A 14,421-nucleotide genomic window follows, 5' to 3' on the forward strand; every position below is an offset into this window, starting at 1 on the left:
AACAGGCATTATACCGCATAAAGCACACAATGTGGATCATAGTAAACATTCAGAAAAGATTTTTTGAACCTAAATAATAAAAGTCATGAATAAAAAAATTATCACATCATTATCAACTTCCTTAATCCTTAGTGTTTTTCTAATACTAAGTAGCTGTTCCAATACCGCTAAAAAGTCGAATCAAAAAGAAGCTCAAAAAACCGTTTACGCAAGTGACGTTATTCCATTTTTTGATCATTGGAAATTGATTTTAGGTGATGGTTCAAATGTTGGTAAACCAATTAATTTTGAGCATAAAGATTTCTTTTATACCGCAAACGATGGCAAAAGTAATTGGGTCGTTTATAAAGCACCCAATGCTGGTAGTACACATGGATCCTCTAACAATACAAGAACAGAATTGGCTCAAACGAAAAAGTGGTATCCCGAAACTGCTAATGATAAATTGACTGCTACACTTAAAGTGATGAATGTATCAACTACGGGCGATGCTCGGGTAGCGGCTTCGTATGCTGTAGTAATAGGTCAGATTCATAGTGCTGATGGGTTTGAGAATGAACCTCTTAAAATATTTTACAAGAAATTTCCTAGTCATACCAAAGGTTCTATTTTTTGGGATTATGAAATCAACACTGCAGGAGATGACAATGCTGGTAGATGGGATTATTCAACAGCTGTTTGGGGTTATGACTTATCTGTTGTTGGTACTAGTGAAAATACTTACCCAGAAGAACCTAAGGATGGTATTGCATTAGGTGAAGAATTGACTTATGAAATCGTGGTTAAGGAGGGTATTATGAGCTTGAAATTTACTAGCGAAGGACATGAAACCAAAACCTTTACAAAAAACTTAATTGCATCTGAATATACTACAATTGCTAATATGCCTGAGCAAACACAAAAATTATTTGTGCCAATTGGTCAAGATGGAGTAGAACGTGAAAATGCGTATACTGGTGAGGGTTGTTTCTTTAAGCTTGGTTGTTACAATCAAACCAATGGGAAATCTCCAGAAGTAAATAAGAACTGGTGTTCTGGTGCTGAAACGCATGGCGGTGATATTCAAAAACAATATGAAGATGGAAACTATGCTGAGGTTTGGTTTAAAACAGGAAGTATTTTTGTAAGTGATGCTGCTGTATCTAATGAAGGCTATTTTACTGAAAATGATTTCTACAAGAAATAAATATTTCAGTCTTTGTTAATTGTTGACATAGTGTTACTTTCTAAGAAACTCAATTCTATTTTTAAATAATAGTATTTTCAGGTATCCTTTAAATCGCTATATTTAAAATTGAATTGAGCTTCTTAATGAGTTTTTAGATAGACTGCCTTTGCGTGCAATTCACGCTATTCCAGAGACATTTATTTTCTGATGCGAACGTAAAAGATGGTGTAAAGGCAGCATGAATTTTAAATAACGAGGGAGATGTAAGGTGTTGAAGTACTGATGGTTAATTTTACGTTAGTCAGAATTTAAAAAAACGAATTGTTCTGAAATAGCATGATAAAAAAACAAATAAAACAAATACTCAGAATAGTATTTATTATTGCTAGCATAAGCTCTTTGGCGTTCGTACCATGGATTTTGGTAAAGGCTTGGATTTTACCACTACCTAATACAGTTCAAGAACAAGTAAATGAAGCAATTGGTTATGGATTTGATGGGATGATAGTTTACGTGGACCAAGCTGGGAAGCCACCCGAGTTTTATGCCGCAGGCTGGCACAATCGAAAAAATAAAATTCCTGCGAACCCGAAAGCCTTATTCAAGATTGCCAGCATTAGCAAGCTATATGTCGCCGTTGCTACGGCAAAATTAGTCAAAGACGAACGTTTGTCTTTGGATAAAACTCTCGCTGATTACTTTCCTGAACTTGTGGGAAGAATCGAAAATGCAGAAAAAATCACCTTGAGGTTAATGCTTCAACATCGGAGTGGCATTCCCAATTTTGTTGACCATCCTGATTATTGGACAAAACCGCCAAAAAACAAACATGAAACACTTGAATACGCACTGGATTTACCCGCTGACTTTGAACCGGGTGAAGATTATGGCTATTCAAATACGAATTATATGTTGATTTCTGACCTCATTGATAAAGTACTGGGCTATAGTTATCAACAATATATCAAGGAGGAGATTTTGATTCCTCTCAAACTCAACAATACCTTCGGTTCGCTTCATGAAGTGGATATAGACGATGTGATGAGCGGATATTATGTTGGAGTTGAAGACGATCTAAAGACTGAATATTCTGGTTTAATGATAGCTACAGCAGAGGATGTGGGCATATTCTTAAGAGCATTAAACGATGGTTCTGTGTTTGAGAAAGGGGAACAGGAAATTTATTCCTCCATTTACGTGTACGAGCATACAGGTCTGCTTGTTGGCTATCAGAGTATTGCCAAATACCACAAAGATATTGATACGGTTGTTATTCAATTTAATAATACAACTAATTTTGATGGATATGACTGGAATTTAGCGGAAATCATATATAGTCGTATTGTGAAAATACTGAGAAGTAAAAAAAGTGCATAATAAGTAGAACGATGAGCGGTCTGCAGGCCCCAACCATGAGTTCATCGCCTGTCCCGATTTTGCATCGGGATTGAATTATATCCCGGACAGTAGGTTGGTATTTTTCTTTTTTTTTCAGTATTATTTGAAGATAAGAGAATAACTAGAGGGTAATTTATTTTCCAATAAGGAGCACTTTAAACGATGCCTATTTAGTGAAAGCCTAATGTAACGGCTGATACAGCAATTATCTTATTTTCTTGAACTAATTGCGCTGTTAGAGTTAAAAGTGACCTAAATTAAGAATCTCAATTCTATTTCTAAATAAAAATATTTTCAATTTTTATGTGTCCTTAAAACGGCTTTGTTTAAAACTTAATAGAGAATTTTGTTTAGTTTATGGACAGACAGCCATGGCGTGCAAGTAAATTAATTAATTCACGAAACGGATGGGGAAATTACAAGGTCTACTTAATTGATTAGCTTGTTGGGAAGACCATTAAGTCTGAGTTTCTTTTTTTTTGCCAAAAAAGAGTCACGATAAATTGTTGTTTTCTTTAGATCTTCCTTTTCCTAATTTCAGCTCTTTATCGATTTGAATTACTCCCCAAAAAGTAACATTTTAGTAGTTTCGTTCTATTACTTTAAGTTAGATTAATGAAGTAAGTTTTCAAATTAGATAGACAAATAGAAGCCTTTAAAAGCAATAATGAGTTTTTCAATTTGTAACTTTGTCCTATTCGTAGATAAAACAACTCCACATAGAACGGTATTAGATTAAAATATAATTTGAAAAATATATGAGTAAAGAGAAAAAGGAAGCGATAAAAGGAGAAACTTATGAAACACTTAAAGCTTTATATTATTCTGGAAAAGTGAAGCCGTCATTAAATAAAATTCTTGCTGAATTACAAAATGATTCTGAAAACATAGAGCTCTCTCTTTTTGCTTGTCAGTGCTTGGTAAGAACTAAGAATTTTGAAGACTTGTCTACATATGCTGATGTTTCTATTGAATTGGATCCCAATATTGCAGCAGGACATTATTACAAGGGAGTTGCTGTTCAGCATACAAAAGGAAAAGAGCAAGATGCTCTAAAAAACTTTAATGAAGCATTAACTTTAGACCCAGACAACACAATTTACCTTAAAAGTAAGGCTACCACCCATCTTTTGCTTTTTACAGATTATCATTTGCCTTTAAGTTTTGCTGAAAAACATAGGGATAAAGCTGAAGAGAGTTTATTAAAAATTATTGATCTGATAGAGCAAAAGGAAAATCCTGATTATAAAGATTTTTTGACTATTGCCGATGTAAGTACTATGCTTAGCCGAAACCTAGCTGCCAAGAAGTATTTCATTAAAGCGGTAAATACTTTTAATGCTTCTGATAAATCAGTACAAGATTTAAATATATATAAAGACATTATTAAGTCTCAAAAAGCTTGTGTAAAGTTGATGGATAAAAACATTGATGATTAATTTCAACAAGACCTTTTGATATTCTCAGGCAAAAAACAATCGTGATTTTCAAAAAAGATAAATAAACATATAATAGGCAGAACTAGGAGCGGTCTGCAAGACGCCGCGATGAGTTTATCGCCTGTCCCGATTTTGCATCGGCATTGAACTACATCCCGGCCAGAAGGCTGGGATTTTGTTTTTTATGCTTTTATCGAAAGTTTTGGGTATTTTGAGATATGTTTAAAACTTAATTGAGCAGTTTGATTAGTTTTTAGACAGACTGCTGTTGGCTGCAATGCCAACCGACTTCCCAAATGACATCCTGTAATTTAACTTGTTTTCGTTTGACAATACCAGAACTATCTTACAACTTGACAAGTAAGAAGTAGTATTTTTATGCAGACAGATTTAAGAAAAACAAAAGAATGAATTTAACGATTGAAAACATACTATTAGTTGGTTCTATATTACTTTTCATTAGTATTATTGTAGGTAAGACAACTTATAAATTTGGTGTTCCGACTTTAATCCTCTTCCTGGCAATAGGAATGTTGGCCGGTTCTGATGGCATAGGAGGCATCCTTTTTGACGACCCCAAAATTGCACAACTCATAGGTATTGTTTCACTTAATTTTATTTTGTTTTCAGGGGGGCTCGACACCAATTGGAATTCCTTAAAACCCATTCTCAAAGAGGGAATTATTTTATCAACCTTAGGTGTTTTACTGACAGCTCTTTCACTTGGTACATTTGTTTGGTTTATTACCGATTTTACTATTTATGAAAGTATGCTTTTAGGCTCCATTGTTTCATCAACAGACGCAGCGGCCGTGTTCTCAATTTTACGTTCAAAAAGTCTCGCACTAAAAACAAATCTAAGACCAACATTAGAATTAGAAAGTGGAAGTAACGACCCAATGGCATATGTGCTAACTATTGCCTTTTTATCTTTAGTAATTAACCAAGACCAAAGTATTGTTTCAATTATCTCCTTATTTTTTCAGCAAATGATTTTTGGGGCTATCGCAGGTTTTGCATTTGGAATGCTGAGTAAATTCATCATCAACAAAATCAAGCTTGACTTTGAAGGGCTATATCCTGTTTTGGTTATTGCTCTGATGTTCATCACCTTTTCGGCAACTGATTTTGTCGGTGGTAACGGCTTTCTTGCAATATACATTTGTGCGGTGTACTTAGGAAATCAAGACCTAATACACAAAAAAACAATTTTAAAAATGTATGACGGTTTGGCTTGGTTGATGCAAATTGTCTTGTTCCTTACTTTAGGTCTACTGGTTTTCCCATCCCAAATAAGTCCCTATGTCGGCATTGGACTACTTATTTCATTGTTCTTGATAGTAGTTGCTCGCCCTATAAGCGTTTTTATTAGCTTAATCTTTTTCAAAATGAAACTAAGAAGACGATTTTATATTTCTTGGGTAGGCTTGCGGGGTGGTGTTCCAATTGTATTTGCAACTTATCCACTTTTGGCGGGAATTGAGAAGGCAAATATGATTTTCAATATCGTGTTTTTTATTTCGGTTACATCAGTTCTAATTCAGGGGACAACTTTATCAATCTTTGCAAAATGGTTAAAAGTGGTTCTACCTGGAAAATCAAAAAAGATTACCGAAATAGACCAACTTATTTTAGACCTGCCGAAATCTACTTTGCAGGAATTTGTGATTTTACCAGACTTTTTTTCAGTAAACAAACGAATTGTTGATTTGAATTTTCCAAAATCCGCATTCATTATAATGATAAAACGTGATAAAGAATATATTCGCCCAGGTGGTTCTACAGGTATTAAAGTAAATGACATTCTAATGGTCCTTGCAGATAGTGAGGAAGATTATGTAAAAGTAAATGAGTGCCTTTCCAAGCGAAATAAAGCAAAAAAAAATAGACTAGACAAAGAATAAAAGCAAGGCAGCCAAACCCTGCTATTGGACAATTGTGTAGTTGGTAAATAAGAATAATAAATTAGAGTACGAGTCGTAATTATAAATTTTACAATCTAGAGGGAGTTTATTTTGTAGGCTTTGCTGTGATTGAAAGTTTGGATATAGTAATTACATGATAAAATCGTTCGGAAGTGGTTCCGATTAGTTAATTTTATCAGATTTATTGAATTTTGTTGCCAGCTTGCTCAATAAAATCAAGGCAACAAGACCACCACAAAATGATACCACCGAATTTATCACAAACAAATTAAAATTCACACTACCGGTTTGCATGATAGCTTGGGGTGAAAAACCTAATCGGCCAATTGATTTAATGAAAAAAACACTGCCGAATACTCCGGCAATGGTATTTCCAATTAGTCCAAAGGAATATTTTTTGAAGAATAGACTGCTGCTGTTAGCTCCAATTATTCCAATAATAATGCTTAGTAAAGAAATCAGTGTATCTGTCATAAATTAGCTGGAAATATTAGTGTCCGTAATCCATCTTATCAACTTTTCCTCCCATCAATCTTTTCTGAACAATAAAGTAAACAAGAAGAAGTGCAAAACCAACAATTCCCCAGCCTAAAGCAACCGACAAACCATATTCCGATGCAGCGGTGTTGTAAATGGTTAAAGACTCGTTTACACTATTGGTTGAAGGCAAAATTACAGGAAACATAGATGCCAATGAAGAAGTTATTCCGCCAACAATAATCAGCGACGAGCAAGCAAAGGCATAAACATCTTTCTTGAATTTTTTAACTAAAAAAGTGCCAAACAATCCGCTAAGATAGATCATCGGAAAAATGAACAGAAGTGGACTTTCTATAAAATTAGAAAATGGTTGTGGCTTAATGATGTGCCAAATGGATACTGAGAAAATAGTAAGTAGTAAAAGCGCAATATTTAGTTTAAAAACTACCGACTTTAATTTTTCATTGATTGACGACTCGGTTTTTAAGATGATCCAGTTGGCACCATGAATGGATAAGGTGACAACGGCAATTATTCCTATCACAATTGTGAACCAATCAATAACCCCCGGATGAGTGCCCTCAGGGCTAAAACTGCTGTTCCATAAGGGTAAGAAAAAATAATGTGCTTCGTAAGCCGAAACTCCATTTTCAACACCGCCCAAGTTTACACCTCTAACAACATTGCCCAGTGCAATACCAAAAAACAGTGTTAGCAGTAGGCTCGAAACACCAAAGGATTTATCCCAAATATCTTTCCACATCTGAAAGTTAAATTGGCTTCGTAACTCCAATCCTATTGCTCTGAAAATAATAAACCACAAAACAATGATTAAAGGGAGATAAAAACCACTAAAAACAGAGGCATAAAAGGTTGGGAAAGCCATAAACAGCAATCCACCTGCGGCTACCAGCCATACTTCATTCGAGTCCCAGAAAAGCCCTGCGGCCTTTGCAATTACCTCTTTGTCTTTTTCCTTTTTAGCAAAAAACAAATGAATAATTCCTGTCCCGAAATCGTAACCGTCCAATATGAAGAATACAGCTAAAACAATAGCTATCATTGTGTACCAAAATAATTCCATAATTAATGTGTTTGAGTTTCAGGTCCTTTATGAATTGTTTTACCAACCAAGACCAGGAACAGTAAGCCCAGAAGCATATATAAACCAACAAATCCCAATAGGGTGAATAAAGTATTTCCTGATGAAACGGTTGGTGAGATTCCATCAACGGTTTTTAATAAACCATATACCAAATAGGGTTGTCGTCCCAGTTCGGCTACATACCATCCGGTTATGTTTGCGATATACGGAAAAGGGAATGCAAACATGATGCCCCAAAGCAAAGTATTCATTGTATAGAGTTTTCTTCTCCATAAAAATAATAGTGCCAAGCCCATTAATCCAATAAAAATAGTGCCTAATCCTACCATAATATGATAGGAGTAGTAGAGAGCAGGAATATTATCGGGTAATTCTTCTTTTGTAAATTGATCCATTCCAGGAATTTGCTTGTTCCAATCCTGATAAGTCAGAAAACTTAAGATGTTGGGAACGGCAATTTTGTTGTCTATCTTTTTTTCAACCATATTAGGTTGACCAATAAGTACGATTTCGGCACCTGCCTCTTCGGTTTCAAAAATCCCTTCCATGGCAGCAAAGGCGGCCGGTTGGAATTTGGCTACATTTTTAGCGTTCCAATCGCCCGTTGGGACAGCCACCAGCATGCTCGAAACAAAACCGAAAATAACACCTGTCTTTAAAAATAACTTTCCGTATTCCAGATTCTTATTGCGCAATACATAAAATGCACCTATAGCGGCAACAACAAAGGATGAGGTTACAACAGATGCAAATTGATTGTGCAGGAAGGCTGGTATCAACCACGGATTGCTGAATAGGGCTGAGAAATTAGTTAGTACGTACTTCCCATTCTCTAAAATTTCATATCCAACAGGATTTTGCATCCAGGAGTTAGTCGCTAAAATAAAATAGCCACTGGCCCAGGAACCTAAAAAGACTAAAAACCCTGTTAGAAAGTGTAGCTTTTGCCCCATTAGCTTTTCACCAAAAATGAAAAGTGCCAAAAAAGAAGATTCGAGAAAAAATGAAAACAGACCTTCCATCGCTAAGGTTTGCCCGATAATTCCTCCCGTAAGTTCCGAGAATTTAGCCCAATTAGTACCAAATTGAAACTCCATTGGAATTCCAGTTACAACACCCATGGTAAAATTAATGGCAAAAATCTTCATGAAGAATTTTGCTGCATTGTTATACCTTTCAAGTTTAGTTCTTAAATATTTCCATTTAAAATAGACAATCATTAAAGATAGTCCCATTGTTAATTGTGGAAATATATAGTGAAATGTGATAGTAAATGCGAACTGCAATCTATCATAAAATATCATGTCATCCATATTCTTATTTTTAAACGTTAAAAATAAGAGTTTTTATCCGTTTTATTGCAACGGGAAAATGATATTTTTTCGTTTTGTGAATTATCTCTCTTGTATATGTATTGCTTATATTCTAGTAAAAGAGCTGGTCGTGATTTAGTGCAAAATGTAATTGTTTGAAATGAGGCTTGTTAGATTGTTGGTAAATCAATTTTTACAATGCATAATAATGTAAAAGGGAATATTGGTGATGGATTATTGGAGAAGTTATTTTAATTCATATTAACTAAAAAGAGATTCAGGCGCTAGTCATGAACCTCTTTCTTTGGTTCGTTTTTTCAATATTTCTAATTACACGTAAAATTTCTTGAAGTATCCTCCTAAAATTTCCAGCATTTCAGGGAAATTCTCTCTTCCAAAGCCAACTCTGATGTATTTGCCTTCGTACTCAAACATTTCAGCAGGAACAGTCATGATACCGGTTTCTTTAACCAAATGCTCGCTAAATTCTAATGATGAACACTCAATATTCAATTTTACAAATGATGTTGTTCCTGCACGTGGAGGTACAAAGTTTTCTATTACCTTCTGATTTTCAGCAAATTCTGCAAACAAGGCAATATTTCGTTTTACCTTCTTTAGGTTAGGTAGTATGAGGCGATCCATATGATTCAATGCCATAATTGTTAATACTTCACTTGGAGCACTATTGCATATGCTTAAATAGTCCTTGTAAGAAACTACACGTGCAAGAAACTCTTTATCCTGGCTGACCAACCAACCTGTTCGTAAACCCGCTAACCCGAAAGTTTTAGATGCACCCCAAAGGCTTATGCCTTTCTCGTACAGATCACATAAAGGAGGCAATTCCGGGAGTTCACTTACCATTAACTTATGGTACATTTCATCCGAAAAAATGTAAATGTTCTTCTCTCTTGCGATTCTAATAATCTCATTCAGTTGATCTAATGATAGGTAACTTCCTGTCGGATTGTGAGGGAAATTGAGGATAATAAGTTTCGTATTTGGCTTTATTAGTTGCTCTAGTTTTTTTGTATCAAAAGTCCAATCATCTTGGCTTGGATACCAATTAGAAAGTTCACATCCAATTGATTTTACAACTTCGTATAAAGATTGATAACAGGGAGCAACCGTTATTACATGATCAGAAGAATCGAGGAGAACATTCATACTAATGAAATTTAGCTCTCCAGGTGTTGCAACTACAATGTTATCAATGGATTGTTTCTTGTAGTTGGTTGATATGATTTTTCTAAGAAGTGGATTGCCCTCACTTTCGGTGTAGCCAAGTTTCATGTTTTCCCATAATGCCAGTTCCTTAGCCGAGGCGCCATCAAGCACATACTTTAGTTCATATCCATCGCAGTCGGAACTAGAAAGTAAGTATTTTGCAGTAAATTCATGTTTGGCAAAATATCTTTCGAGTTTAAAATGATTGATTTTCATAATTAGTTGTTAGTATTTGCACAATCAATGTAAATATTAAAAAGGACTAGTTCAATAGATGTGATGTGTTGTAAAATATCCTAACATGGACAAATGGATTTTTGTGTCGATCACGTGCTTCCTGTTTCTATAATATCATATAATTTGTACTTTTGAACGCCATTCAAATCCGTTGAAACAAATCAAAACTATAAACTATTCTAATGATTCAATTACGAGTAAAAATTTTGGCTTTTAAAGAGGCTGATGCCAAATACCTTGATCTGGGAAAGAAAAGACTTTCAAATATGCTTCCGGAATTTTCTGATCAATTTCAATTTGTGGATGATGACGCAAACATCTTATTCGTTTTGAGTGGTGGGAGCGAGTATGCTACAACTCAATTGGTTGAAAAGGGGAAGTTCTATATTATTCTGTCGAATGAATTGGATAATTCGAATGCGGCGGCATTGGAAATTAAAGCATGGATGAATCGCGAAGGGATAGGTTCTGTATTGCTTTCGAATCCCGAAGAGATGAAGGCGTATATGTCTCGTTACCTTGAAGTAGCTTCGGCTATTGAAGCTTTAAAGGGAAAGCAAGTTGGATTAATTGGCAATGTGTCCGATTGGCTGATTGCTTCAAGTGTTGAGAAGAACGTCTTGATGAGTAAGTTGGGTATCAATTTGAAACAAATTGATTGGAAAAGCCTATGCAGCTTTGAGGATGCTGAAACCAATGCTGACTTTCTGGGAGAATTTGAATATAATAATGAGGAAGAAAAAATTAACGCATCTAAAATTTATAACATCCTAAATGATTGTATCAAAAGGGAAAAATTGGATGCAATAACAGTAGAGTGTTTTCCATTGGTGCGTCAGAAATCGGTAACAGCATGTTTGGCTTTGTCATTATTAAATGATCAGGAAGTGCCTGCTGGTTGTGAAGGCGATTTAGCCAGTATTGTGGGAATGATGTTTGCGAAAGAAATTTCAGGTTCAATTCCCTGGATGGCAAACGTGGCTAAAATATCAGAGGAAGCGACTCTGTTTGCTCATTGTACAATAGGCACCAAATTATTATCTAATTACGAGGTGACTACTCATTTTGAAACAGGTTTGGGAACGGCAATTCAAGGCATGTATCGCTATAATGATATTACTGTTTTTCGTTTTAATGGAGAATTAAACAAGGCTTTTATCACCAGAGGCGAGGTTTTGGATCGTCCGAGATACGCAACAGCATGTCGCACGCAAATTGAGGTTAAACTTCCTCTATCTGCAATTACTAAATTAAAAGAAAATCCTTTGGGAAATCATCATCTGATTTTACAGGGTAATCAGCTCGAGAAGCTACAATTAGCATGTGGTTTATTGGGAATTGAATTGATATAAATGATTCAAAATAAGAAAAAGGAACACCGTCATGATGTTCCTTTTTTCAATTAAAATTAGTCTGTTTTTATTTGAGAGCAGTAGTCTTTCCTTTTTAGGAATGATCCGTTATAAGATGATCCATTTTTTCTTTGACAGAAACTAATTCTGTTATGTCTTCCAGAATCATGATGATGTATTTTTCTTTTTGATAGGGAAATATGCGTGTCGAAAACTGTAAATGTTTGTCAACCTTTACGCCTTCGAAATTAAAAAAAGGCTTCGTGATTTTCTCATTAAAAATAGCCTTATCACTTACGTAAGAGTTAAGTGCAGAGATTCGTAATTCGCATGTTCTGCACATACTGGTATCACCACATAGTTTTTGTTCATCTATTTGATACGCACAACCGATTACTTCACCACATTTCCGATACATTAAATTTTCATTCTTTTTATTGGAAAATATGCTTAGTAATGGGTCGTTATAAGCCCGTAATTTAAGATCCTTATCCAAAAGCATAATGCACGAACTAATATTATTTAGTATCAAATTTAAAAAATCACTTGATTCGCTCAGTACACTAAACCGCTCATTTGTATGTGTGATGTCTGTTTCCATTGCTATTTTTTTATCATCAAAATCATTTGATTTATATCCGATTTGAATAGTTCTATCTAAGTTACGAAATTTTATGATAATTTCAAAATATTAGAAGGCAATGTTGTGTGTTCTGATTTGATTCACATAAGTGTAGTTTTATGTTGTATCTGCAAAGAAATTTTCATCAATATTAATTAATGAGGCTTACTGAAGTTTTTGAGTATTGTGCTTGTTGACTTGCCATTTCGCTTTCCTATTAATTGATTTCATCTGTTTTAGTAGTTCTACTCTTCAAAATGTCAAGTGATTATCAATCCCTAAATACACCGGCATTATAAATTTTACCACTTGAATATGGAAATCTCAAAATTTTTAAGTTCGATAGACTCGTAGGTTGCGATAATTATGGTGAAAAAACCTTTAGGACAGGATTGATGGAAAATTAAGATTTGTTTGCTGAAATCCACCTATTTCAGAAGTAAAAACAGACTGGAAAGCAAAGTAATAAACACACTTATATTTTTAAATAAAAATGGTGAAATACAATGATTTAATCTTTTCCCAATAAATGAACCAAGATAAAGTATGGGAAGAAATAGAAATCCCATTTTAAAAGTTGCCACAGTTAAGAGTCCTAGAACACCATAGCCCACGAGAGCTATAAATGCAGTCACTATACTAAACCACGAAAATATCTCTCTAAATTCTTCCTTATCTACATTTGCTGAATGCAGAAATAGAGCTAAAGGTGGTCCACTTATGGAAATACTTCCTGTTAAAAAACCAAGGAACATACCTGCTATTCGATAAGACCAATCGGATAATTTAATTGTATATCGAATCCCTAAAAGGGATAAAATAGATAATAAAATAAAGAAAATACTCATAATGGTAATTAAGATATTTTCTGATATATACTTTAATGTTAAAACACCAACCAGTGTAAATATGGCTCCAAAGAAAATAAGTGATTGAAATTTCTTATTCACCAATTTTCTATCCTTCTTTTGTAATACGATAACCAGTGAAGCAAATAAATTACAAAGGATTAATACTGGAATTATTTCTTTAGGCGAATACCATATTAACAATGGAGGTAGCGCAACTAATGCAAACCCGAAGCCAGTAATTCCTTTAATTAAACTTGCTACTGATACAATCAAAATAATCCAGAAATAAAGCATCATAGTTACACATTTGAAGTAAGTAAAAGAAACGAGCCAATACCAATCAGCAACCAAAGTAAAATACCCAGAGCAAAACTTTTAAAGCCTGCTTGTTTTGCTTCAGTAAGAGATAAGTTGGAACCAATTAAAAATAGGGCAACAACCATACCTCTGCTTCCCAACCATTTAAAATGAGAAAAGGTTTCGTCCAAACTAGGACAGAAATAGCGGATCAGAATACTGATAATAAAAAGACCAATAAACCATGGAAATTTTAGTTTTCCCATACTCTTATCCTTTTGAAAAAGAGCAACAACAATAGATAATGGAATAATCCACAAGGCTCTGATTAGTTTTACCGTTGTCGCTATTTCAAGAGCCTTAGCACCATAAGTTGCACCTGCTCCTACAACAGAACTCGTGTCGTGAATTGCAATGGCTGCCCAATATCCAAAGGTTTCTTGGCTCATGTTGAAATAATGTCCAATTGCAGGAAATATCAACAAAGCAATCGCATTCAATACAAAAATTACAATCAGAGAAAATGAGATTTGTGAATTTTTAGCACCTGCTACCGGTGCAATCGCAGCAATCGCACTTCCCCCACAAATAGCCGTGCCCGAGGCAATCAGAAGACTAATTTTTGAATCGACCTTCAATAATTTTCCAAGCAATAAACCACTAGTCATCACTACACAAACAGATATCGCTGTATCGATAAAACCCGATTTGGAGGTACTTATTACTTGAGTTAAATTCATTCCAAAACCCATCAATACAATTGAGGCTTGTAAGGAAAAAGAAGTGTATTTTGAAAATGCCTCTTGCTTAAATCCCAGAAACGAAAGAACAATTCCCATTCCTAATGCAATAGCTGGCGAGATAAAAGGCATAAAACAAAGGCATAGCAAACAGTTGTAAACAATGCGAATCTGTTTTTGATTTAATTTCATGTTTGTCATATTTATTTACGACAAACATACGCTCAACCTATAGTCAAAGCAAATACTCAATTATTATTAGTA

General features: G+C 34.6%; 12 protein-coding genes. 5 read left to right on the forward strand and 7 right to left on the reverse strand.

Annotated features, from left to right (window positions below):
* Window positions 1–85 precede the first annotated feature (85 nt).
* From ALGA_RS17365 to ALGA_RS17380, 4 genes are all read left to right on the forward strand, one after another.
* Entirely contained in the window at window positions 86–1,186 is a 1,101-nt protein-coding gene (locus ALGA_RS17365; protein WP_096431330.1) for a polysaccharide lyase family 7 protein, read from the forward strand.
* Window positions 1,187–1,504: 318 nt separating this feature from the next.
* Window positions 1,505–2,545 carry a serine hydrolase domain-containing protein gene (locus ALGA_RS17370; RefSeq protein WP_096431332.1) on the forward strand — a complete coding sequence of 347 codons (1,041 nt, stop codon included), beginning with the start codon at window positions 1,505–1,507 and terminating at the stop codon, window positions 2,543–2,545.
* 779 nt (window positions 2,546–3,324) lie between these two features.
* Window positions 3,325–4,005, forward strand: coding sequence for a tetratricopeptide repeat protein (locus tag ALGA_RS17375; protein WP_096431334.1), 681 nt, complete (start codon window positions 3,325–3,327; stop codon window positions 4,003–4,005).
* A gap of 407 nt (window positions 4,006–4,412) precedes the next feature.
* Window positions 4,413–5,909 carry a potassium/proton antiporter gene (locus tag ALGA_RS17380; protein WP_096431336.1) on the forward strand — a complete coding sequence of 499 codons (1,497 nt, stop codon included), beginning with the start codon at window positions 4,413–4,415 and terminating at the stop codon, window positions 5,907–5,909.
* 183 nt (window positions 5,910–6,092) lie between these two features.
* Here ALGA_RS17380 and ALGA_RS17385 read toward each other — a convergent pair whose 3' ends face one another.
* From ALGA_RS17385 to ALGA_RS17400, 4 genes are all read right to left on the reverse strand, one after another.
* Complete coding sequence (locus ALGA_RS17385) at window positions 6,093–6,404, reverse strand: hypothetical protein (RefSeq protein WP_096431338.1); 312 nt, start codon at window positions 6,402–6,404, stop codon at window positions 6,093–6,095.
* A 16-nt stretch (window positions 6,405–6,420) separates the two neighbouring features.
* Window positions 6,421–7,494: a cytochrome d ubiquinol oxidase subunit II gene (gene cydB, locus ALGA_RS17390; RefSeq protein ID WP_096431340.1), complete on the reverse strand. Its 1,074-nt coding sequence runs from the start codon at window positions 7,492–7,494 to the stop codon at window positions 6,421–6,423.
* Between the two features lie 2 nt (window positions 7,495–7,496).
* A complete protein-coding gene (locus ALGA_RS17395; protein ID WP_096431342.1) occupies window positions 7,497–8,828 on the reverse strand; it encodes a cytochrome ubiquinol oxidase subunit I in 1,332 nt (443 codons plus the stop codon).
* Between the two features lie 330 nt (window positions 8,829–9,158).
* Window positions 9,159–10,274 (reverse strand): aminotransferase class I/II-fold pyridoxal phosphate-dependent enzyme, encoded by a 1,116-nt coding sequence (locus tag ALGA_RS17400; protein ID WP_096431344.1) that lies wholly within the window; start codon window positions 10,272–10,274, stop codon window positions 9,159–9,161.
* Between the two features lie 203 nt (window positions 10,275–10,477).
* Here ALGA_RS17400 and ALGA_RS17405 point away from each other — a divergent pair, with 203 nt between their 5' ends.
* A complete protein-coding gene (locus tag ALGA_RS17405; protein ID WP_096431346.1) occupies window positions 10,478–11,647 on the forward strand; it encodes a hypothetical protein in 1,170 nt (389 codons plus the stop codon).
* A 94-nt stretch (window positions 11,648–11,741) separates the two neighbouring features.
* Here the strand turns inward: ALGA_RS17405 and ALGA_RS17410 are convergent, their stop codons facing one another.
* From ALGA_RS17410 to ALGA_RS17420, 3 genes are all read right to left on the reverse strand, one after another.
* Complete coding sequence (locus ALGA_RS17410; protein WP_145957665.1) at window positions 11,742–12,248, reverse strand: transcriptional regulator; 507 nt, start codon at window positions 12,246–12,248, stop codon at window positions 11,742–11,744.
* A 449-nt stretch (window positions 12,249–12,697) separates the two neighbouring features.
* Window positions 12,698–13,417, reverse strand: a complete 720-nt coding sequence (locus ALGA_RS17415) for a sulfite exporter TauE/SafE family protein (protein ID WP_096431350.1) — start codon at window positions 13,415–13,417, stop codon at window positions 12,698–12,700.
* A 2-nt stretch (window positions 13,418–13,419) separates the two neighbouring features.
* Complete coding sequence (locus ALGA_RS17420; protein ID WP_162845476.1) at window positions 13,420–14,349, reverse strand: YeiH family protein; 930 nt, start codon at window positions 14,347–14,349, stop codon at window positions 13,420–13,422.
* Window positions 14,350–14,421: the final 72 nt, after the last annotated feature.

This window comes from Labilibaculum antarcticum (assembly GCF_002356295.1).
Classification (GTDB): Bacteria; Bacteroidota; Bacteroidia; order Bacteroidales; family Marinifilaceae; genus Labilibaculum; species Labilibaculum antarcticum.